Source organism: Sessilibacter sp. MAH3 (genome assembly GCF_054658275.1).
In genome coordinates this window covers 1-22,647 of record NZ_BAAGIE010000031.1, presented here as the reverse complement: position 1 = coordinate 22,647, position 22,647 = coordinate 1, and the positions used below count along the sequence as shown (strand labels likewise).

General features: G+C 39.8%; 26 protein-coding genes. 24 read left to right on the top strand and 2 right to left on the bottom strand.

Features of this window, described 5'->3' with window-relative positions; all coding sequences use genetic code 11:
- Positions 1 to 173: 173 nt before the first annotated feature.
- The 3 genes from modA (at position 174) to ACYQ2C_RS15815 (ending at position 2,262) form a co-directional block, all read left to right on the top strand.
- Complete coding sequence (gene modA, locus ACYQ2C_RS15825; RefSeq protein ID WP_460104068.1) at positions 174 to 929, top strand: molybdate ABC transporter substrate-binding protein; 756 nt, start codon at positions 174 to 176, stop codon at positions 927 to 929.
- Between the two features lie 236 nt (positions 930 to 1,165).
- Positions 1,166 to 1,660, top strand: coding sequence for a TOBE domain-containing protein (locus tag ACYQ2C_RS15820; RefSeq protein WP_460104069.1), 495 nt, complete (start codon positions 1,166 to 1,168; stop codon positions 1,658 to 1,660).
- A gap of 173 nt (positions 1,661 to 1,833) precedes the next feature.
- Positions 1,834 to 2,262, top strand: coding sequence for a TOBE domain-containing protein (locus tag ACYQ2C_RS15815; protein ID WP_460104070.1), 429 nt, complete (start codon positions 1,834 to 1,836; stop codon positions 2,260 to 2,262).
- Between the two features lie 264 nt (positions 2,263 to 2,526).
- Here ACYQ2C_RS15815 and ACYQ2C_RS15810 read toward each other — a convergent pair whose 3' ends face one another.
- Both ACYQ2C_RS15810 and ACYQ2C_RS15805 read right to left on the bottom strand, forming a co-directional pair.
- Positions 2,527 to 3,339: a TOBE domain-containing protein gene (locus ACYQ2C_RS15810; protein WP_460104071.1), complete on the bottom strand. Its 813-nt coding sequence runs from the start codon at positions 3,337 to 3,339 to the stop codon at positions 2,527 to 2,529.
- Between the two features lie 269 nt (positions 3,340 to 3,608).
- Positions 3,609 to 4,526 carry a LysR family transcriptional regulator gene (locus ACYQ2C_RS15805; protein ID WP_460104072.1) on the bottom strand — a complete coding sequence of 306 codons (918 nt, stop codon included), beginning with the start codon at positions 4,524 to 4,526 and terminating at the stop codon, positions 3,609 to 3,611.
- A 109-nt stretch (positions 4,527 to 4,635) separates the two neighbouring features.
- Between ACYQ2C_RS15805 and ACYQ2C_RS15800 the strand changes: the two genes are divergently transcribed.
- From ACYQ2C_RS15800 to ACYQ2C_RS15700, 21 genes are all read left to right on the top strand, one after another.
- Complete coding sequence (locus ACYQ2C_RS15800; RefSeq protein WP_460104073.1) at positions 4,636 to 5,661, top strand: zinc-binding alcohol dehydrogenase family protein; 1,026 nt, start codon at positions 4,636 to 4,638, stop codon at positions 5,659 to 5,661.
- Between the two features lie 762 nt (positions 5,662 to 6,423).
- Positions 6,424 to 7,182, top strand: a complete 759-nt coding sequence (locus ACYQ2C_RS15795) for a hypothetical protein (protein WP_460104074.1) — start codon at positions 6,424 to 6,426, stop codon at positions 7,180 to 7,182.
- A gap of 5 nt (positions 7,183 to 7,187) precedes the next feature.
- Positions 7,188 to 7,946: a TerC family protein gene (locus tag ACYQ2C_RS15790; protein WP_460049300.1), complete on the top strand. Its 759-nt coding sequence runs from the start codon at positions 7,188 to 7,190 to the stop codon at positions 7,944 to 7,946.
- Between the two features lie 236 nt (positions 7,947 to 8,182).
- Positions 8,183 to 10,072, top strand: coding sequence for a bifunctional glutathionylspermidine amidase/synthase (gene gss, locus ACYQ2C_RS15785; protein ID WP_460104075.1), 1,890 nt, complete (start codon positions 8,183 to 8,185; stop codon positions 10,070 to 10,072).
- Between the two features lie 831 nt (positions 10,073 to 10,903).
- Positions 10,904 to 11,644 (top strand): hypothetical protein, encoded by a 741-nt coding sequence (locus ACYQ2C_RS15780; RefSeq protein ID WP_460104076.1) that lies wholly within the window; start codon positions 10,904 to 10,906, stop codon positions 11,642 to 11,644.
- A 148-nt stretch (positions 11,645 to 11,792) separates the two neighbouring features.
- Positions 11,793 to 13,928: a nuclease-related domain-containing protein gene (locus ACYQ2C_RS15775; protein ID WP_460104077.1), complete on the top strand. Its 2,136-nt coding sequence runs from the start codon at positions 11,793 to 11,795 to the stop codon at positions 13,926 to 13,928.
- Positions 13,918 to 13,980, top strand: a complete 63-nt coding sequence (locus ACYQ2C_RS15770; protein ID WP_460104094.1) for an SEC-C metal-binding domain-containing protein — start codon at positions 13,918 to 13,920, stop codon at positions 13,978 to 13,980. Before ACYQ2C_RS15775 ends, ACYQ2C_RS15770 begins: the two co-directional genes overlap by 11 nt.
- Positions 13,981 to 14,107: 127 nt before the next feature.
- The gene (locus ACYQ2C_RS15765) at positions 14,108 to 14,335 is read left to right on the top strand and encodes a hypothetical protein (protein ID WP_460104078.1); all 228 of its coding nucleotides are present in this window, start codon (positions 14,108 to 14,110) and stop codon (positions 14,333 to 14,335) included.
- Positions 14,317 to 14,601, top strand: coding sequence for a hypothetical protein (locus ACYQ2C_RS15760; RefSeq protein ID WP_460104079.1), 285 nt, complete (start codon positions 14,317 to 14,319; stop codon positions 14,599 to 14,601). The genes ACYQ2C_RS15765 and ACYQ2C_RS15760 overlap by 19 nt, the downstream gene beginning before the upstream one ends.
- 334 nt (positions 14,602 to 14,935) lie before the next feature.
- The gene (locus tag ACYQ2C_RS15755) at positions 14,936 to 15,466 is read left to right on the top strand and encodes a hypothetical protein (RefSeq protein WP_460104080.1); all 531 of its coding nucleotides are present in this window, start codon (positions 14,936 to 14,938) and stop codon (positions 15,464 to 15,466) included.
- Complete coding sequence (locus ACYQ2C_RS15750; RefSeq protein ID WP_460104081.1) at positions 15,463 to 15,990, top strand: endonuclease V; 528 nt, start codon at positions 15,463 to 15,465, stop codon at positions 15,988 to 15,990. The genes ACYQ2C_RS15755 and ACYQ2C_RS15750 overlap by 4 nt, the downstream gene beginning before the upstream one ends.
- 103 nt (positions 15,991 to 16,093) lie before the next feature.
- On the top strand, positions 16,094 to 16,312 hold the full coding sequence (locus ACYQ2C_RS15745) for a hypothetical protein (protein ID WP_460104082.1): 219 nt from the start codon (positions 16,094 to 16,096) through the stop codon (positions 16,310 to 16,312).
- Positions 16,313 to 16,472: 160 nt separating this feature from the next.
- The gene (locus ACYQ2C_RS15740) at positions 16,473 to 16,886 is read left to right on the top strand and encodes a hypothetical protein (RefSeq protein ID WP_460104084.1); all 414 of its coding nucleotides are present in this window, start codon (positions 16,473 to 16,475) and stop codon (positions 16,884 to 16,886) included.
- A gap of 283 nt (positions 16,887 to 17,169) precedes the next feature.
- Positions 17,170 to 17,547, top strand: coding sequence for a hypothetical protein (locus tag ACYQ2C_RS15735; RefSeq protein ID WP_460104085.1), 378 nt, complete (start codon positions 17,170 to 17,172; stop codon positions 17,545 to 17,547).
- A 258-nt stretch (positions 17,548 to 17,805) separates the two neighbouring features.
- Entirely contained in the window at positions 17,806 to 17,994 is a 189-nt protein-coding gene (locus tag ACYQ2C_RS15730) for a hypothetical protein (protein ID WP_460115715.1), read from the top strand.
- A gap of 1,075 nt (positions 17,995 to 19,069) precedes the next feature.
- Positions 19,070 to 19,573: a hypothetical protein gene (locus ACYQ2C_RS15725; RefSeq protein ID WP_460104086.1), complete on the top strand. Its 504-nt coding sequence runs from the start codon at positions 19,070 to 19,072 to the stop codon at positions 19,571 to 19,573.
- Between the two features lie 102 nt (positions 19,574 to 19,675).
- Complete coding sequence (locus ACYQ2C_RS15720; protein ID WP_460104087.1) at positions 19,676 to 20,158, top strand: hypothetical protein; 483 nt, start codon at positions 19,676 to 19,678, stop codon at positions 20,156 to 20,158.
- A gap of 113 nt (positions 20,159 to 20,271) precedes the next feature.
- On the top strand, positions 20,272 to 20,586 hold the full coding sequence (locus ACYQ2C_RS15715; protein ID WP_460049279.1) for a hypothetical protein: 315 nt from the start codon (positions 20,272 to 20,274) through the stop codon (positions 20,584 to 20,586).
- Positions 20,587 to 21,055: 469 nt separating this feature from the next.
- Positions 21,056 to 21,430 carry an ATP-dependent Clp protease adaptor ClpS gene (locus tag ACYQ2C_RS15710; protein ID WP_460104089.1) on the top strand — a complete coding sequence of 125 codons (375 nt, stop codon included), beginning with the start codon at positions 21,056 to 21,058 and terminating at the stop codon, positions 21,428 to 21,430.
- A 103-nt stretch (positions 21,431 to 21,533) separates the two neighbouring features.
- Complete coding sequence (locus tag ACYQ2C_RS15705) at positions 21,534 to 21,893, top strand: hypothetical protein (protein WP_460104091.1); 360 nt, start codon at positions 21,534 to 21,536, stop codon at positions 21,891 to 21,893.
- A gap of 67 nt (positions 21,894 to 21,960) precedes the next feature.
- Entirely contained in the window at positions 21,961 to 22,326 is a 366-nt protein-coding gene (locus ACYQ2C_RS15700; RefSeq protein ID WP_460104092.1) for a hypothetical protein, read from the top strand.
- The last annotated feature ends 321 nt before the right edge of the window (positions 22,327 to 22,647 follow it).

Here is a 22,647-nt window from a genome sequence, read left to right as displayed (position 1 = left end):
ATTTTAGCCATCAACTTCTTTATACGTCTCTGGTATACATTTCGCTAAACTCATCTCTGTTGTGGTTTCTTTAATCAATTTAACTTGACTCAATCCGTTATATATTAAATTATATAACGCAGTGGTGTTGTACCAGAGCTTTGATTGTGTGAAATCAATCCGTGGAGAAACCGATGAGTATTGTCAGGCGTTTAATGGCGCTGGCCGTTGGCCTTATTATGATAAAAAGTGTATGCGCCGACGAAGTACACGTAGCTGTAGCCGCTAATTTTACGGCGGCAATGAAAGAGGCTGTTGTCGACTTTGAGCAAAAATCCAATCACAAAGTGATAGTTTCGTTTGGCTCCTCTGGAAAAATATACTCGCAAATTAAAAACGGCGCGCCTTATCAGGTGTTTTTATCAGCCGATCAAACCAAACCAGAATTACTCGAGAATGAAGGATTAACCGTTGCAGGTAGCCGTTTCACCTACGCCATTGGTGCGCTAGCCTTGTGGTCTGCAAAAGAGAATTTTATTGATGACCAATTTACGGTGCTTAAATCGGGGACATTTAATAAATTGGCGTTAGCAAACCCAAAACTAGCACCTTATGGTGCCGCAGCCCTTGAAGTACTTGAAGCATTAAATCTCACTCAGCAAACTAATCCGAAATTAGTAAAAGGCGACAACATCGCTCAAACCTACCAATTTGTTGCTACAGGCAACGCAGATTTAGGCTTTGTTGCGTTATCACAAATAATGAATAAAGGGCAATTGATCTCAGGTTCCAGCTGGATTGTGCCCACAGATTTATACAGCCCCATTCGCCAAGATGCTGTTTTATTAGAAAATGCTCAGAATAATCAAGCCGCATTAGATCTTTTAACCTATTTAAAATCCGATGCTGCTCGCGAAATTATTCACAGTTATGGCTACAAAACGCAGTAGTGATGACATTTAATTATGAATGCTGTTTAAGAACCTCTGATTTTAGGAATCTTTGATTTCAGGAACCTCTGATTTTAGGCGCCTCTGATCAACTCAACCGCGAATTAATCAGAAGACAGAAATTTCGAATAGAGTTTCCAATTTTTTATTGGTTTCAAACGGCCTTCAAAGAATTCTATAATAATTAAAAAACACGCTTTGGATAAAGTTTAACGCCAAATACAAAAGGGCGCTTCATGAATAAATTTATGAACAATATCAACCACAATCTTAATTTAGCTCGTAATTCACCAACAAGGTTTAGTGTGGTTAATCAATTACGTGGCCGCGTTGCCGTTATTAGTCTTGGCGAAGTCAATGTTGAAATTGTGGTATTGTTGTCGGGTCAAGAAACCCTAGTAGCCACGGTAGGTTTAAGCGCGTTTGAATCGATGAATCTACAGCTCAATTCTAGAGTCATTGTTTTGGTTAAAGAAAACTCCATCTTGATTTCAAACCCAGAGAGCTGCTCGCTACTATCAACTCGCAACACTCTTGCCGGAACTGTAATAGACATTAAATACGGCTTAATTAACAACGAAATTGCGCTACAGACCGATTCCGGTATTAAACTACTTGCGTCCATCAGTCACGAAGAATTAAGCGAGTTTGACTGTAAAATGGGTGATCAGGTTTGCGCTAACTTTAAAGCTAATGATGTAATTTTGGTCATAAGCAACACCAATATTTGATTCTAGAATATTTTAATAATGACAGCACTCAACAACCCAGTATTTCCAACAACTTAAACCAGTAACTCAAACCAGTAACTCAAACCAGTGACACAAGCCAGCAACACAAAAATGTGTCGTAGATTTTAAGAATGGTAAGTAATTAATATTGGTTGGTTTAGGTGAGATAACTTATGCTTAACATTAGTGCGCGGAATCAATTAACCGGAACGGTTACCAATGTAGTGAAAGGTGCAGTGAATGGCGATGTGTGGATCGACATTGGTAATAACAATACATTATTTGCCAATATTACTAACGACGCCATAACAGACCTAGCCATAAAAGTAGGGGACAAATTAACCGCCATTGTTAAGTCCAGTTCTATTATTTTAACGGCCACACCAGATCTAAAAATTAGCGCTCGCAATCGTTTAAAAGGTAAAATCAATACAATAAAAATAGGCGCGGTTAACAGCGAAATCTCCATTCAATTATCGTCCAATCAAATTTTGACCGCCATTGTCACCTGCGAAACAGTTGACGATTTAACATTATCGGAAGGCAGTCACTGCACAGCGTTAATTAAAGCCTCACAAATTATTGTTGCGAAAAACATTTAGGAACCTCTGATTAACTCATCCCTGATTTAATCAGAGGACAGAAATTGAAAATGCGATTTCCAATTTCTTGACAATTTCAATCACTTACCGTTCTTGAAATTGGCGACACATCCTTGTGTCGCTGGAAACTCTAGGTTAATCAGAGTTTCCTTTAATATTTTGAGCTTAAGACCGACAGAAGAAAATCGTAAAACCAGTCATTACTGGTAAATTTTAGATGATTTAACATTCAATGACAGGAGCTTTTGATCGACCCTGTATTTATTAACGACCCTTAAGCAGTACAACATTGGTGGATGTGAAAATAGCAGATGCTTGAATATTCTGCTCTAACTTTAACTCCCGTGCACTTACATCAGTGATAATTGCACAAATAGCTTTGCCTTCGCCAAGATCAAGAATTATTTCACTGTTCACAGTACCTTCGTTAACACGCGACACCACACCGGTTAAACAATTTCTTGCGCTGGTCTTAAGGGCTACATCCGTTGAAATCATCACGGTTGGCGCCTTAACCAGTACAATAACTTCGTCACCAACATGAATTGGTAAGGTGTTAACGCTATCCATAGTAACAACTGAATATACCGATTGATTAACACCAATATCAACTTCAACTTCTGCGTTAACTTTACCCAAAGCAATATTTTTAACGATACCTACAAATTGGTTTCTTGCACTCGCTTTTACCGACTCACCACGAATAAAATTTGCAACATCATTAAGTGATTGCAGTTTATCACCTATACGTTCTAAAAAAAGTTGATGCTCTTTTTGCAAAGCTTCAAAACCTTCAACCACCTGCACCCCAAGCTCGGTTAATGTTGTGCCACCACCTTTAGCACCACCGGTAGAACGGTTAACCAAGGGTTTAGCCGACATATTATTCATGGCATCGATTCGGTCCCACGCAGTTTTGTAGCTAATACCTGCCATTTTTGCCGCCTTAGAAATAGAACCACAGGCTTGAACAGCGCGTAACAACTCTATTTGCGCAGATGCAAACGATTGCTGATTATCGGTCAGCAAAACAATATTACCGTGTAATTGGGCTTTGTCTAACGTTTTAGATGCCATAACAAACTTCAATTAAATTATGAGTGACTCAACTCATCAGTTTACGGTGTTTTTTCCGTAAAATCTTTGCTTTGTATTTTATTTTCATGGAAAACTCTAATTAACCCAGAGCTTCCGGCGATACAAAGATGTATTGCCAATTTCAGGAACCGTAAATAACTGAGATTGTGAAAAAATTAAAAATCGTGTTGCCTATTTATCAATTCAGATAAAATCACCTGCGAATTAATCAGAGATTTTTAAACGATGGTTATTCTGCCAAATTATTTTTACAATAACTGACTCCGTTGTAATTCCTTCAACACACTATCGCAGCGTTCTGTTATGTGTTCGCGAAGACACCGAATTGCCGGTGTGATCAGTTGTTTGGTAGGGCATATAAGCCAAAGTTCTGTGGGTTTTGGGGTGTAGTCGGGCAGTAATTTTACCAGTTTTCCGCTGAGCAGATCGGTTGATATGTCTAATGCGGATTTTACGGCGACGCCTTTACCCGATACGCACCAACGTCTCACCAAATCGGCGTCGTTGGTTGCTCGGTTGCCTTGCATTTTAATTTTAAATTTTTTGCCGTTTTTTTCAAATTCCCACACATCGTAAATAATGTCGTGCAATTGATAAAATAATCCGTTGTGTAAAGCTAAATCTTGCGGATTATTTATTGGTTCAAACTGGTTTAAATAACTGGGGGATGCACATACTATTCTTGGAATATCGCAAATTTTAAAGCCATACATTCGAGAATCTTTGGGTGGCGCGTAGCGCAGTGCAATATCAACGGGTTCGCGATAGAAATCGACATTGCTATCGCTGATATGCAGTTTTAACGAGACTTTTGGGTATTGCTCCATAAAGTCGTCAAGCCATTCTAAAACGACATTACGACCAAAATCAGACGGGGCAGCGAGCCGAATTTCGCCATCAATTACACCCAAATCATTTTTAGAATTCTGCTGAATTTGCGTTAGTAACAACACGGCTTGTTCAATTTGCGGAATAAAACGTTCACCGGCCGGTGACAGTTTTAATTGTCGAGTAGTGCGTTGAAACAGCTCAACACCTAAAGACTTTTCAACGCGCATCAAAGCCGCACTGGCTGTAGCGGTTAGCAAATCTAGACTCTCTGCCGCTTTTTTAATGCTTTTAAATTCAGCTACTTTTAGAACGATATTAAGATCACTTACCAGCATTTTAATCAAATATTTTTTGATAATAAAACAAATACTATGGTGTTTTTAGTGAACAAATCAAGCGTTAAGATTCGCACATTGGTTTTATTAGCAACTACTGGAGCAAACAATGAAAGCCATCGGTTACCAAGTGTCTGGCCCATTAAACCGTGCAAATGCGTTGGTTGATGTAACGTTAGAACAACCTATCGCTACCAGCAGAGACCTGTTGATCAAGGTTCATGCAATTGCCGTGAATCCCGTCGATTACAAAATTCGCCAGAATGTTTCTGCCACCGGAGACTCATACAAAATATTAGGATGGGACGCCGTGGGTGAGGTGATTGCTATGGGTGACGATGTATCTTTGTTTAAGGTAGGTGATATGGTTTATTACGCTGGCGATTTAACTCGGCAGGGTTGTAATGCTGAGTATCAACTGGTTGATGAGCGCCTAGCGGCCCACAAACCGAAAAGTTTGAGCGATGCCGAGGCCGCCGCTATGCCGCTTACCACCATAACTGCCTGGGAATTGTTGTTCGAACGATTAGGGGTACACAAACAATCCCACGCTAACCGATTAAAATCGGAAGAAGTCTTATTGGTTGTTGGTGCATCAGGTGGTGTCGGCTCTATTTTGGTACAACTCGCCAAAACACTCTCCGGCGCTACGGTAATTGGTACCGCGTCGCGCGCATCCAGTCGGGAATGGGTCACAAATCTGGGCGCCGACTATGTTATTGATCACAGCAAATCACTGCCAGAGCAAATTAAAGCACTTAACATCGGCCCGGTAACTCACGTAGCGAGTTTAACCCATACCGACAGTTACCTAGAGGCGTACGTAGAAGTACTAAAACCAATGGGTAAACTGGCTTTAATTGATGATCCCAATGCACTGGACATAAAAAAACTTAAACAAAAAAGTTTGTCTCTTCACTGGGAGTTTATGTTTACTCGATCGATGTTTAAAACGGAGGACATGATTAGACAGCACGAACTCTTAACCGAGGTTGCAAGCTTAATTGATCAAGGTCTAATTAAAACAACCGTGGGCCAGCATTTAGGAAGGATTAACGCAGCCAATCTTTTAGAGGCACACCGCATAATGGAATCGGCAAGTTCAATTGGGAAGGTCGTTTTAGAAGGTTTTTAAATCTAATCCCAAGAACTGCAAATAGATTTTAGTCGCAAACAACACTAACAATACAATCAACGCATGGATGCGTTACCGGACTGGGTACAAATCTAGATCTAAAACTGTCGGGAAATTAACAATCACATTTTTAGCAGATGACTCTAAAAGATCAAAATGAATTAGCCAGCCGGTTTATGCAGTATGAAACAGGCAAAGCCGAAAAGCTCAACCACAACGATAGAGTTTTGATCGCACGTTAACCGTGCCGTATTCTAATAACCCGCAACTTTGTAAAAAATCCTTTCATAGAAAAATTTATTTGCAGAAAAATAGAAAACTAGATAGTAAACAATGCTCCATTTCGCGTATTCTATTTAACATCTTTCACGTTTCGCACGTTTACTGCTCAGCGCACTCCCTCTATGCAACGCGTTTCCAGTAGCTATCGACCTTTTCGCACCGCTCTAAAAAGTCGTCTGTATTTAATCGGTGTAGAGAATCTGAGTTTTCTTTGCTCAACTTTAAACCGAGCGTATTCTTACACGAAAAAATACCACGCATTTTGTTGTGCCATGGTTATGTTAGATGTTCATGATATAGGTTTTAACAACAGCCAGCGGTTTCCAAATACTCCACGGAGGATTGTGTCGCATCATGCGTTGATGATTTAAAGCTTTAAAAAACGCGTTTAGTTTCGATTTTATGGTTATTCCTAGTGAATAACCAAAGCAGCTAACAACTGCCGGCAAACACATTTATTGATAGGTTGAAAAAATTTTTATGTTTAAGACGATGTCTTCATTGTCGCTTTTAACGCTTTGCAGCTTGATATACCCAACCGCAAACTCAAATCCCAAAATCTACGTAGAACAAAAAGTCGACGAAAAAACGGCCAGCGCCATATGCGGCGAGCAACCCGTGATTCGTGTGAGAGGGGCTTATGCCTGCGCAATCTGCCCAACATTCGCAGACGCCGACATCCCAGAACCCATGCTTTTGCAAAAAATGGTATTAGGTAAATTCAGCAACTCTGAGGCCGACGAAATAGTTGTAGATACCGAAGGCTGCGAACCGCACAGTAATAATTTTGGCGGCATGATTCTGCTTGAACAATTAGATGAAGAACTGTCGATACGCTATTACCAACCCGGTTATCGACTTAACGAATGCTTGAAGTTTGAATCTTCAAAAGGGCGCGACGTGCTCGTTTGCAACGAGATTTACCAATCGCAAGGCAACGTTTTTGGTCAGTACGCGGCCTTTCGATTCGGTCTTGAAGAAGCCTCATGGCGAGACCTGCAAAACTGGATATACACCCAAGACGGTGAATTCATCATTGAACCCACAAAAGCCCAGCAAGCTGATTTAAATGACGATGGCATTCTAGACTTAGTACTTAATTTTAATGCGAGCGGCACAAAAATATCGACTAAGAAATACACCATCAACTATTTGTTTGATGGCCATATTTTTACACTTGCTGATGACTCGGAAAATACCAAAGAACAACTGGATGCTTTATTTAGTGAGTGGAACTAACCGTCATGGCATTATTGTCAAATCCTGAAATATATTTTGCGTTTTTAACACTAACAATTTTAGAAATTGTTCTTGGTATTGATAACATCATTTTCATCTCAATTCTGGTTGGTAAAGCACCCAAACATTTAAGAAGAAAAATTCGTCTACTCGGCCTATCAATGGCTATGATAATGCGCATCATATTGCTGTGCGCTTTGGCTCCGTTGATGACCTTAACAAATCCTGTCTTTGAAATATTGGATCAAAGCTTCTCGTTTCGAGACTTAATCCTGATTGGCGGCGGTTTATTTTTACTGGCCAAAAGCACAAGTGAAATTCACGGCAGTTTAGAAACCGAAAGTACGGTAAAAACTTACGGAAACACCATGTTAATTTGGGTTATTCAGATTTTAATCATCGATCTGGTATTTTCAATTGATTCAATCATCACCGCGGTAGGCATGGCTCAGCACGTAGAAGTAATGATCGCAGCCGTAATTTGTGCAGTTGCCATAATGATGTTGATGTCTGGGTACATTGCACAGGTAATTGATAACCATCCTTCGTTAAAAATGTTGGCTTTAAGCTTTTTAATGTTAATTGGTATGGCTTTAATTGCCGATGGATTTGGGATTCATATCCCCAAAAACTACTTATATTTTGCAATGGGTTTCTCATTATTCGTAGAAGTATTAAACATTCGGTTACGAAAAGCCCAAAATCCGATCAAATTAAGAAAGCCTTTGAGTGACGACGAGAAGTTCGTTCGCAGTGAAAATTAGTGATTAAAAACAACCTCGAAAGAAGCTCTTGTAGTTAAGAGCTTCTTTTAAACTGTTGAAATTATTAAGAAAGTAGATTCTTCTACAGAAACCTCATCAATCCAGCTTGTCGTTAAAGATCTTTACTGGCTTATTTTTTTGATTTAATCCGAGTTTCATAGTCAAAAGATAGCCACTAGACTGAATAACTACGCCATCGCATAATTATTGACAAAATAATACCGAGCAAATACCTCATGAGTAAAAACAATAAACAACCGTTCGGAGTCGTTTTGGGCCACGCTCCCGGAAATGTTCCCGCCCATTCGTCTGATTATGATTCTGCATTAAAAAGTGATTACCCATCGCGTAAATCCTTTCGTAGTTATCACGACGGCATCTACATGGGCTACAAATGGCAGTGTGTAGAATTCGCACGCCGATGGTTGTACGTGAATTTTGGCTACATCTTTGATGACGTTGCCATGGCATACGATATTTTTGATTTACGTAACGTACGCGACGTAAAAAACAACGTGCTTTTACCATTACAAGCCTTCGAAAATGGTAATAAAAAACATCCCGAATACGGCTGTTTATTAATCTGGCAAGAAGGCGGCGAGTTTGAAGACACTGGACACGTAGCCATTGTTACCGAGGTTTCTGATACCTGGATAAGAGTCGCCGAACAAAACGTAGATCATCAAACCTGGCCACAAAACCGAAATTACTCCCGCCAGTTGTCGGCAAAAATCAGCGAAGATGGTGAATACTGGATTACTTGCTCGTTTGGCAATGCTCAAATCCTGGGTTGGATGATTCAAACCGACGATACAACCTATGCAAACCCAACGCACACCAAAGATTTAGCGTTGTTTAATATACAAAATCGTCACGCCGAAGGTTACCAAACCGAGAAAAAAACCTGGTTAAACATCGCCAATAAAGATGAAGAAGCCTTTGTACAAATGATGGGTGGCCATTATTTAGCAACGCTCCCTGAAGACCGATCACGTTACTTTACAATTTCGCGCACAGCATTCGAACGCTTAGAAAAAGCCACCAACGAACTGCACGGCATGTTTATGCACGCAACCGACTACGTGCTAGAAAACGACTGGCTATTGCAATACTTTAATTTTCCAGAAGCCATTATTCCGAAAATAAGACAATCATGGAACAACCGCCTAAACCAACTCATCACCAGCCGATTTGATTTTGCCTTGCGACCGGAAGGCCTAAAAGTGTACGAATACAACTGCGATTCGGCATCGTGCTTTATGGAGGCAGGTAAAGTACAAGGTAAATGGTCAAAACATTTTGGCGTAGACGAGGGCACCGACGGCGGTAATGAATTATTTACCGACCTCGTTCGTGCTTGGAAAAAAAGCCATGCAAAAAATACAGTGCATATTTTACGTGACGACGAACCCGAAGAAAAATACCACGCGTACTTTATGCAAGCTGCTATAGAAGCCGCTGGCTTAAAATGCAAAATTATCGAAAAAATTGAACGCCTAAAATGGTCGGATGACGGCGCCATTATCGATGAAGAAGGCGAACAAGTGCACTGGGTTTGGAAAACCTGGGCGTGGGAAACCGCACTCGATCAAATTCGTGAAGAATGCGAAACAGCCACCCAAACCGATGGCACCTATGAACCACTTTGCAAACCGGGCTATTCACCGCAGCTTTCCGATGTACTACTGCACAAAGACATCATGGTATTCGAACCAATGTGGTCTTTAATACCAAGCAACAAAGCAATATTGCCTGTACTGTGGTCGCTATTTCCTAACCATCCGTTTTTATTAAACTCATCGTTTGAACTTAACGACGAGTTAAGTGCAACCGGTTATGTAGAAAAACCCATTGTTGGTCGCTGTGGTTCAAACATCATCATGTACGACAGCGAAAATACCAAAATGGAAAGCTCAAAAGGCGCCTTTAAACACCAACCAACCATTTACCAACAATTATTCTCACTGCCAAACATCGACGACTACTACACCCAAGTGTGCACCTTTACCGCCGCAGGCATGTACGCAGGCACCTGCATAAGAGCCGATAAAAGCATGATCATAAAAAGCGAAAGCGACTGCTTTCCGTTAAGAATACTCGACGACAAACTTTTTTTAAAATCATAAAACTCACCTAAAATTTTTAAAACCTCTGATTAACTCCGTCATGAATTAATCAGAGGAAAATTATCATTGCACCTTTTCATAAAAATGAAAATTAATAAAATAATTTTCAAAAAACTCTGAATTAAAACCACAAATAAAAAATCTTGGTTTCAAGCAACAACTACCATCAATTATACTTAACTGCATAACCCGCCTAAATCACAGAAAAACAAATCAACTAAGAGCAGCTATTCACCAAAATACACAGCATAAAATAAGAAAAATGAATTTCCCGCCAACTTAACAAACAAATTGACGAAGAAAGCCATTCAAGATAGTTTTCAGAAAATTACCTGAGATAGATGTGATTATGACGATAAATTCTGATAAAAGCTTCGTTAGAACATCTATTAAACTGTTAGAACCATTCTTGGATTTTATCAGTGGTAAATTTTAGGTGTTGCGTAAACTGGAAGTTTTCGTTCTTGGGGCTTTAAAATAGAGTGCAAAATATTAGCAACTACAAAATCGTGGCAGCTAATTTTTAGTAAAAGGTTTATTTACGTTGGGCAGTTTTGCTCTTCATTGTTTCAGTTAGTTGTGTGGCCACGCATAGGGTTTATTAGTTTCGTTCTTTGTGGCTTAATTTGGCAAACTTGGTAGTGGAAAGTAAGGTAACTTAAATGTTTAGTGGTACACGTTTAGCATTGCAAAATAGCCATTTTCGCAATTGTTCTAACAAGTTGCTCTTATTCGTTCCGGCCACAAAATGTGGACTCCACCGGACGCGCTAACGCGCGCCGCAAAGCAAAGCGTTATGTTTATCCATAAGTCAAAGATCGAGGTAATAATATGGGAGGTGTTAAGGCAGAATGGATGGAATACATGGAGAATGAAGCCATGTATGAATGGATCGAAGAAAATTATGGGGATGATGCTGGTGAAGAAGGGTCTGATGAGTGGAATGCTGCAGTTCAAGATTTTCATAACTATTGCAATGAGCAAGAAAGGCTAGCTAGAGAATTAAGAGAGCAAGATGAGTACGACTATTACTTATACTTGACCTTAAGTGATGTGGACAAAATATTCGCTAAAGAAATAGCTAATTTGAAAGCGCTCCTAAAATTAGAGCCCGGCATTTCGAATGGCACTACATTTTGTAAAATGATTTATGCTCACGCGGTTACAGTCATGGAAGTTTATTTGGAAGATATGATTAAGGCGTTGATCGTATCTAATGTGCATTTTTTAAAGAATACGATTAAGAATGTTAAGCCATTTTGCGACGGTAAATTTAAACTTTCAGAAATATCGCTTGAACCAGACGGTATTAAGAAGTTTGTTCTGTTAAAGCTGACTGAAAATCTATTTCACGATATTCCCAAAGTGATCAACATCTACAGTGGGGTCTTAGAAAAGAAGATAGCGGTTGATATCAAAAAGATATGTCAAGTTACTGCGACCAGGCACGATATAGTTCATCGTAATGGTAAAAACAAGGACGGCGTAGAACTAGATATCAATGAATCTGTAGCAGAAAATACCATTGATATAGTGGAGTCATTTGCTATGCAATTGAGACGAGCCTTGTAGAAACATAACAATCGGCTCTACGCAGACGCCCAAACCTACGCTGCTTTTGTAGGTTCCGCTGCGCTACACTTTACCACAAAAGCCTCTCCGGTTTGGGCGCTGGTGAGCCGGGCGTTATGTGTATGATCTATATTAAAGGAAATGAAAGTTGTTCAATCAAAGCGATAGTCACATAAGATCAGAAGTTGATATTTTCTCTCAGCTTGAAACTATTTGCTCATATGCTGGGTTTTATGAGGTTATCGCATTCTTTTGTTGGAAAGATTGTTTCATACATGCGACAAACGGCGAACTAAATTCGGAAGCTTTGGCACAACAACACGACCGAAGTAAACTATCACGAACTGAACTGTCAACATTGATTGGACTTGCGTGTAAAAATGGCTTCAGTGAGAAGTCATTGTCTAAAGACGAATTGATGAGTATTTCCACTCAAACTTGGAATTTACTTGAAGAGTTGCATTCGTCCTTCTATCTACCTGTCGATATTGAAAAAAGATTAAAGGATAAAATGTCACCAAATGAAATATTCGGTGCTGGTGCCTTTATGCGCGAAGCCATTTTTTATAGTGGTGAAGGAGTGTTTAAACATCAGTACCGTGATTTATCTGAAGTTCGTTATAAAGATGACAATCTCTGGATTCAGAAGAATAAAGGATTTCTAATAGAGCAGGCATCAAGAGTAATAAGCGCTATAGAAAGTATTCAAATAGAAAAAAGCAATGAGCTAATTAAAGATAGTGAAAGCCTCTATTTACCAAGCTATCTTTCAATTTTTAAGTTTACAATACAAGAAGTGGCACAATACTCTCAGCTCTCAGAGAATGTTGTAATTAATGTCATCAACGCTTTTTCGGCAGCCCCAGATGAGGGGGTGCAAACATTTAATACGGTTGATAGCTTTAATCACCGAAACGCATATCCAATTATTAAAATAGATGAAAGTGAGTATCTTAGCTTTCAGGCGTACAGCTTATGGGAAGCACTATACGAGAGCCCTTTCTTTTGGTTTAACGAGGATAAGCCTTATTCCTCAACGGCTAGCAAGAATAGAGGTGCGTATACAGAAAACTTCACGGCTCAATGTCTGGAAAAAGTCTTTGGTAAAGAAAGTGTCTATACCAATGTTGATATCTATGATGGTAAGAATAGGGCTGGTGAGATAGACGTTATTGTTACGTTCGGCGGAATTGCTATTCTCATACAGGCGAAGTCAAAAAAACTAACCATCGAAGCCCGAAAAGGGAATAGTCAAAAATTAAAAGACGACTTTAAAAAAGCGGTTCAGGATGCCTACGATCAAGCGCTCTTATGTGCAGAACTTCTCCAAAGAGAAGGGCTTTCATTCAAAAATGAGAGCGGGGATGATATTTTCTTCAAAAATAATTTCAAGGCGATATTTCCCGTTTGTATAGTTTCTGACTACTATCCAGCCCTTGCCGCTCAAGCTCGACAATTTTTGAAGTACAAAATTACCGAAACAATCAAAACTCCGTATGTAATGGATGTTTTTCTAATCGATTTAATTACGGAAATGCTCGAATCACCATTATTTTTTCTTGATTATCTTTTTAAGAGAACTGATTTTGGGGATTCAATTATGTCGAATCATGAGTTGGTCATCCTTGCAACTTACCTAAAGCAGAATTTGTTTTTTGAAGAAAAGCCCAGTTTAGTGATGCTTGCAGAGGATATATCCGTTGATCTTGAGCTTGCTATGCTGGCCAGGAGAGAGGGAGTTGAAACCCCCAGAACACCTAGTGGAATTCTAACTATTCATGAAGGTACGCTTTCTGGAACGATACTCGATGATATTGAGCATTCATCAGACTATGGCCTGCTAAAATTAGGATTCCACCTTTTATCATTAAGCGGGACTGCAATTGAACTATTTAATGATGCATTAACACAGATGATAGATTTGTACCATGAAGATGGTAAGCATCATGATTGCACCCTTCCCATTCTGGAAGAGAAAACCGGGCTGACAGTTCATTGTAATGAGGATAATTGGGAGTCAGCTACTAAGAAGTTACTTATTCATTGTGAAAAGAGAAAATATACCTGCAAAGCTAATACTTGGGTCGGTCTGTGTTTTAGTCCGTTAAAGCGGAGATTCAGGTTTAGTATTTTCCTAGATAGTCCTTGGGAGAATTCTGCTGAGATGGATAAATTAGTAGGCGACTTACCTGAAATTAGTAAAGAGCATGAAGTTAAAGATGGTAAAGTAAACTTTAAACGCATCAGGAAAGTGGCTAAAAAGCGTAAAAAAAATTGGGCGTAACGAGCTTTGTCCGTGCGGAAGTGGAATTAAATATAAGCGCTGTTGTTTATGATTGTATCTTTCATTTCGTGCCAGCGGTGTAGTTCACATAACAAGTCGCTGCTTCGGAAAAATTACTCGCTGCGCTCCCAATTTTCCGCTGTTGCGAGCGTTAAGCGATACACAAATACGAGAGCGAAATGCAAAATACCTTATATATTGCGGAACCAATTTTTTCTGAAAAGCTTCAAAAATACGATAACGAAATGTCTTTTCCTCCTATCAAAAAAATTGGAATAACTTCCGGCTTGCCGGAAAGACGAGAAAAAGAGCTGTTGGGTACTATAAGTCCCGTTAAGATTTCTATCGTAAAAGCATGGACAGAAATAGATGCGCGCAGGATCGAATCATGCTTCATACAATTCTAGATAACTCGCGCCTACTAGATGGTGAATATTTATGGGATGGCAATGAAACACTTGTTGAAGCAGTAACGGACTTTATAGAAGCCTATCACCCTGACGCTAGAGAAATAGGTGTTTCCGATGAAGCAGACGTGGCAGCCGCGGCAGAAGCGGTTCAACAGAAAAATTCTCAGAGAATATATACAGAAGTTATTCCAAAGCTTGACGAGCTGTCTATTAAATATAAAACGACCAAAAAACGGAAAGGGAGTCAAGTTTTCGTTAGGTGAATATAACTTGGCTCTTGGAGGCCGTACCGCGGGAAGGTATACACTTACAATTTGGTCAAAGACTAAAACTACTGAAGATGCGCTATCTGAATTTGAGCACACCCAAGAGCTTTCCGCTAATGGATCTGAGGACAGTAACCGAATAGCAAGAATTCCAATGAGCAAATTACCCGTTATTTTCGAATCGCTCACTAACTTTATCCGTGACCATGGCGCTTAATAAGGATGTCAATTGGCCCTACATTTCTCTAGCGTTTTTGTGGTGGATATCACAAAAATTCGCCAGCTTAACTTCGGCCCATTACAACAGCGTTAGCTGTATCAAAAAAAAACTATGCACAAATATAGCCTAGACAAGTATCCGTCTTCCTTATTTTTGGAAGATTTCAATTCTACAGAGTTGAAAATCGTTCCGTATCAAAAGGCCGGTTTATATCGCATTCAAAAGGGTAAGAAAACAGAGATTACCGAGCGGGACCGAGGTTATACGATGGTTCAGCTTGAGCAAATGCGCCACAGAGGTATTGTGGAAATATACCTTCACGAGCAAGCGGAGCATGGATTTTGTGAAATTGGGCCAGAGGATAGGTCATTTGAAGTGATACTAGAGGCACAAGGTGGACGCATCGACGAAAAAATTATGGAAAATGCCAAAACTATCATTTCTCAGATTGTTGAAATGGATATAGAAGCACGAAATAGATCTTGTAGCCCTAAAGAGAACTATGAGGAAGAGCTTGCTTATATTGATATAAAACTCGATGAAGTAAAGCTGCATTATTTTGCGACTACTGTAAATACCGAATGGGGCGCCTATTTCAAGAAAAATGAGGATGGGAGTTGGTACTATGAGGGTTTAGGGTGACTATTCTAGCAGTTGATGTTCAATACGATGATAATTCGGCGTTTATGGCTGGAGTATTATTCGATGAATGGAATTCTGAAGAACCAAAAGCTGAGTACATCTCTTTTTTGCGTGAAATTGAAGAATACATTCCAGGAGATTTTTACAAACGCGAATTGCCCTGCATCTTGAGACTATTGGATGAGCATAGGTTAGCGCCTTCTTGTATCGTTGTTGATGGGTATGTCTATCTCGATGGAAAGCAAATACCAGGATTAGGTAAAAGGCTTTTTGATGCTCTGGATAAAAGAATAGAAGTCGTTGGAGTAGCAAAGAAAGGGTTTAAAGGCATAGCCTCAGAGTGCGAAATACTTAGAGGGAAAAGTGAAAAGCCACTATATGTCACTTCAACGAGTGATATCGAAGTAGCTAAGCATAGAATAATGAATATGTTCGGCGGCAATCGTATTCCATTTTTACTAAAGCGTGCCGATCAGCTTTGCAGAGAAGCAGCTAAAAAGTCAAAGCATTCTGACACAGTATAGCCGTGCTAGTGTTAGCACTCTTTGTGAAACCGTTGATGAATCGAGGAGAAAATTTTTTGGGGCAGTAGTACTCCCTAAATTAATTGAAAATCACGAGTTTCGAATGAAAATAAATGAAGCGAAAATGAAGGTTACAAAAAGTGCGCTTGCGATAGCAAAGTTTGCTGAAAAAAATGAAGCTCATTTTTTTCTTGATGATGAAATGTTTAAAACTAAAAACGCCAGCCTCCAGTTAGAGTGTGATAATTTAGTTTCAAAATTGGATGATTTTCTTGAATTACAATATCAATTAGGCATGGAACAAAAGAATAGGTACGAGTAAATTATTACAAATATTCTAACAAGAAGCCTTTCCTAACGTGATGGGAAATCGTGTTATTTACACCATGCGAGCAGCTAAATCGACCTCCACAGAGCTGCTCGTTTTGCGCACAAAACCGCCACTTAAAAACTGCTGCTTAGCTCAGCGTTAAAGGGAAACCATGAATAAGCTCTGTACCACATTGTTATTTTGTTTGCCGACAAATATTGCATCTGCTAATGACTTTTTAGGAATGTGGCAAGTAACGAAGGTTGACATGCCGGAAACTTACTTTGGAGAGATTAAATATCCAAAGTATTTCGAGATCACAGAGACTGAAAGTGGGGTTTCAGGCTACTACAGAGATCAATACGATCTTGAGTGCAATGTTTCACTCTCAGAGTTAGTAAACGATGGGAATGAACTCCTTCTAATGAATTGCGGTACAACCAAGTCAGAGCAGGTATGGGCACCATTGCACAAAGTAAAATTAATCAACGGAAAGCTTGTGCGATCGGTGGTCACTTATGGACAGGTCTTTGTTTGGTATGCTTCTCCTGTCAAAAACCTGCCTTTAACAAGGCCGTCAAATTGACCACTTTACGCTGCGCCTTAAGCAGTAATTTACGACGGTGTTATACGCATTCTTCTTGATAAATTTAATACCTATTTTGTCGCTGATGTTTATCATTCTTAGTGACCGAAACCTCAGCAAACTAAAGTGTTAAATAACTAGTGCGGTAACCAATATTTTGTGTTTTGCTATTTTAAAATTAATCCAGTTAGTTCTTCTTAGTACACGTTACACTGTGGTAAATTTTTAGTTTATTGACCAGCATTTAAAGCAGTAAAATCAACGATAGTGGTGAAGATAGGTTATGTTAAAAACATATCATAAACTGTTAGGAATCAAATTGAATCGAGTACTTAGCATCGTTACTCTCGCTATCAGTCTTTCTGCTTGTGTATCGCCGTTTAGCGATGATGAGAGTGTAGCGAGAGATGAATTATTGTCCATTGCTCCGATTGGTTCCGATGCAAGAGAAGCTAAGCCAAAGTTAGAGGCCAAGGGATTTAAGTGTCACTGGGCTGAAAATCGACCTTTCTTAGGCTTAGAGGGGATACATAATTATCTCTATTGTGACAAATCAATTTTTGCAGGACCTTTGGTTACTCAACGCTGGCAGCTTGCATTGGTGCATGAGTCTTTTGTGGTTACAAATGCAAAATTTGGTATTGGCCTCACTGGACCGTAAAATGCTTAACAAATACACTCCAGCACAAAAGCGTGGCCTCCGCGGACAACCTAAGCTATAGGAACCTCTGATTAACTTATCCCTGATTTAATCAGAGAATAGAAATTGAAAATGCCATTTCCAATTTCTTCGCAATTTCAATCACTGATAGTTCTTGAAATTGGCAACACATCCATGTGTCGCTGGAAGCTCTAAGTTAATCAGAGCTTCCTATATTCGATTGCCAATTAGCGAGGCTTTATGAGCCCAGAGTGTACAATGTATGACATTCAATTATTCGGCCTACAAACAGGACTCTTAATGGGCTCGTGGGTTTCGTTGTTCGGCCTGGCAGTTAATAGTTGTTTTATGTCCCCTGAAAAACGCGTTTGCGACATGGTAGACAAGGTAGACAAGGTAATAAATTCAATTCCAAAAAATATTAACCCAGAAAGAAACGAGTGGTAAAACTCATAACAAGCGGCACCTGTATCGGCCTTTGGTCTAGACCTCCATACGCTACATTCCAATCGGCTGGTGTGCCGGGCGTTAGTACCCTATGAGCTAGATTAGGTGAAGAATTCGAAAATTTATATAGGATATTATCTAACGACAGAAATCCTGCCCATATCCAAACTGATTTTGATACGAGGGCTTCCTTTCATTTTTGTTCTGTTGGTAGTTTTATATGGCTCTTCTTTGTACAACTCAGGCAGCAACGAATATGCGTGGGAGAGAGTCTTAGAAGGATATATACCTACTATAAAGTGGACTTTAATATTGTTTATCTTTGTATATTTACAGCGTGTTTACTCAAAGTGGCTCTTTCTTAAAGAGTATCTAAAAAGCCATAGTTGTATTCCCAATAATCCAATTAGGTTGCATAGTCTTTGGTCAAATTGGAATGAGAGTTAAAAGCACTAACAAGACCATCAAGAGATGGCAGCATTACGCTCAACTAGCGAAAATGTATGATTATTTATATGGACATGGATGACGTTCTTTGTAGTTTTAAAGAAGCGTGTGCAAATTCGGTAGCGCAGAATTGTGATCTTGCATTTCCTCAATTTTAAGAAGGCTTCTTTCCTAGCCTTGACCCAAAAAAACGGAGCCCTAAAAGCTGTTGAATTGTTGGAGAAATCATCGAATTTTGACGTGTACATCTTCACCGGGCCGCCTACTTGTACACGGAAAAGCGATTATGGGTTGAAAATCGGTAAAACCTTTCGTTATATCGCATTTCCAAAAATTCTGAATTGAAAATAAAAACTCTGGTAAAACCAATAACTACCATTAATTATGCTTAACTACATAACCCGCCTAAATCACAGAAAAACAAATTACTCAAAAAAAACAATCACTCACCAAAACACACTGCACAAATAATTAAAATGAATTATCTGCCAACTTTACAAAAAAATTGACGGAGAGGAGCTTTCAAGATAGCGTGCAGAAAATCACCTGAGATAGATGTCAACATGACAGTAAATTCGGAAAAAGCATCGTTAAAACATCTATTAAACTGTTATAACGAGGGATAGCCTTGAGCATTAAAGAAGATGCAATACATATCTTAAATGAGTTCATCGCCGACATATGTATTGGAGTTGAAGTTCTAAAGGACTATGAGAACGGTATATACCCAAACCGTGACGAGCTATTTAAGCAAGGTATATATCGGCTATGCCTACAGTCAATTTTTCTAAATTGTGCAAAATATACAGAATTTTGTAGGGAGTATGGCCAGGTTTTAAACGAATATTGCCAAGATCTCGCAAAGTTAAATAATCAGGTTAAGGCGGAATTTGAGCAACGAGGTATAAACTCATTTCGCAGTAAGTATATTGCCCATAATCGTTGCGATAAAACCAAGAAACCGTTCACCGTCGAAGAAATTAATAGCCAGGTCGTAAAAATTCTTGGCAGTACAAACGCCAAACCATTCCTAGATTTCTTGCTCCCAGATAATCCGGATGGCGTGCCAGAAATAGATTACTTCACGGGCTTCCTGAAAGTAATAAGAGATAGAATCAGTGCAACGTTATAACAAGCCGCTCAAATTCGTTCCGGCCACAAAAAGCGTGGCCTCCACCGGACTCGCTACCGCTAACCGTTTAGCGGGGCGTTATACATTCATAAAGGTTACCTCGTGAGAAAATTTCTTCTTATTTTACTTTTTTCACTTTCTTCGCTTTCATTTGCTGAATACGAATTTGAAAAAGAGAAATTCAAAGAAAATTCCATTTGCCCAGAACTGATAGGTGTTTGGTTTACTGATGTGACTGTTAAGAATAAATTTGACGGATTAAAAAGAGACATTACTCGACTTGAAAGAAAAGCCAATGGAACAGCATATTTAAAAGGCATTTCTATCTATTTCCAATCAAATGAGGTATCCGACTGGGAGTTTCCAGTAAAATGGAGTTGCCATGAAGGTTGGTACGTCGAGTCCAATGAATGGGGTTATACAGCTTTCAAACTGGTATCTACTGGGCCTGGTGAAAATGTAATGCACGATGATAGGAATAATCTAAACGCTACAACACCCATAACTTTCAGTGAACGGAATACTCTGGATATGAGTGACAAATTTCTTCAAAAAGCGCCTGTTAAAAATTTCCTTGGCTTGTAGCATATGATGCATAACAAGCAGGTCAAGTTCGTTACGCCAGCTAAAGCTGGCTCCACGGGACATCAAAAGCTTCGCTTTTTCTGTCCCTTACCTAGGCGTTATGGCTCTAAATCATGAAGTTACTATCCATCGTAATTTTAATATCGCTAATTTCCGCTTGTGGATCCATTGATAAGAAAATGGCGTATTGGGAACAGGAATTAAGCAAGAATACTCCAGTTGGCACATCAAAATCTGATGTAGCAGCCTATCTAGACTCAAAGAAATTATCACACGGTTGTCATAGGGTAGAACTTCAATGCTATGCCTTAGATAAAGATATTGAGAGTTATATATTCGTTACATTTAGCGCAGTTCTAGTATTTAAGTTCAATGAAGAACTAAGTTTATTATCATATGAAGTCAACCAAACTGGCGATGGGCCTTAGCCATAACAAGGTGGTCAAGTACACTCCGTCCACAAAAAGCGCGGTCTGCGCGGGACAACCTACACTGCGTTTCGGTTGCCCCTTACCAAGGAGTTATGGCTCATAAATAGTATGATGAATATCAAACCGATAATCTCGATATTCGCTCTGTTGCTCATCATCGGGGTTGCACCATATTTAGTGCTAATCTGCGATGATAAATACTCTTGGAGTGAAATGGATATAAACCAAAATGGGATCGTATCCTACGGTGAGGTCTATGAGTTCCTAGATTCAGGAAAGCGAGAAGTCACCTCGAATGGAAGGAAATGCGTTGAATACTATGCGTATAAAGATGGCCTTCCATTTCATACGGTTTGCTCTGAATAATCAACTATACAAGTTTGTTAATAATCGCCCTTCGAGCTGGACCGCAAACAGCGCTACTTCGCAGCAATGCGGCCTATTAAAAAAGCGTTAGGCAATAAAGATGTTTCTCAAGCACCTCACCAACTGGCTCACCAAAGCATTTAATGATGAAGAAGCACTTCCTCAGAGAAGAGGCAGCTTCTTTACTGTAAGTAACGGCTACGGAATAAAGATTCTCAACGATGACGAAACGCCAATGAATTTCGTTGCAGCCGCATTCAGGAAGTATTTGGAGCTCGATCAGTCACAGGCGTTTAACCTAATGGCAGAAGTTCACGAAAATGGCGAAGCTGTTCGGTATGGCACCGATGCCGACATAGCAGAGGAAATATGCTCACTAATCACTACGACAGCCCAAGAGCGGGGTTTTCCACACAAATGTTATGTGGGTTCCACCGCTGAGCATCTTGTCTGCCTAACAAGCAGCCCAAATTGACCTCCACTGCGTTGCTCGTTCTGTGGTTTTTCGCTACGCTCGCACAGAACAATCAACTCCGTTCCGGCGGATTAGCTGGGCATTAACCCTTATCGGAAAGACTATGGATTTATTCGACATATTCCAACAATACAGAATTGAAAAGACGAGAACTGAAGCTTTATCAAAAGCAGGGGAGGCTAAACAAAGGACTATCTCCAACGAAATAAATATCAGCGAATTAGAAGCTAAATTAGACCACCTATCTTTAGTCTGTATGGCAATGAGTGAGCTTTTTGAAGAAATCGGTTTCTCAAAAGCGATGCTACTAAAGAAGATAGAAGAAATTGATCTCAGAGACGGCAAGCTAGACGGTAAAATAGCACCTACAAATACGTGCTCTAGTTGCAACAGAGTCGTTGCTCCTAGACACGTAAGCTGCCTATATTGCGGTACTAAAATAAACAAGACAAATCTATTCTAGGTTAACAAGCCAGCCATGTTCGCCCTATCGCTTTGCGGTAGGGCTGGCAGCGTCATAATGAGATCTAATGCTCAAGTCTATCGTTGCTGTTCTGCCACTATTTTTTTCAGTCAATGCATTCGCGGACTATTGTGGCGCTGAGGTGCTAGCTGAGTTGAGTCGGATTCTTACATCAGACGCTAAAGTGGATGTAGAAAAGGACTATACCTCAGGGGAGTTCAAATTTCTGGCCACATACGGTTTGACGCTCAACTTCCCTGGGCTCACTACGGCCCAAGCGAAGCAAATTCGGGCGAGCGGGCGGTTCAAGGCAGTAGATGGTTCGGGAGATAACCTATGTTTTGTATCGTGGTATTCTGGTAGTGAAATGGAAGACATCAATCAATATGTTTCAACGTACAACACAGTCCTCGCCGCAAAGCTCGCCTTATAGCAAGCGACGGCACAATAACGCGTCAAGCCGAGCTGGACTCGCATTGCCTGCTCGCCCGTGCACCGGGCGTTAAGAATCACATGAAGGTACGTATAAATCCTTATGATCTGCTTTGCTGTTATGTACTTCACGCATAACATCAGTGCATATCTACTCGTTGGCACTTGGATTACGGGGTTTACTGATTATTATTGGCAGTCTCGCTTTCGGTTCTATTTATTATAGGAACCTCTGATTAACCTCTGAGATCTGCCATAATATCTCGTCTGCAAATAAAACGGTTTGATCATGAAACAACAAACACTGAACACCAACGGTTTT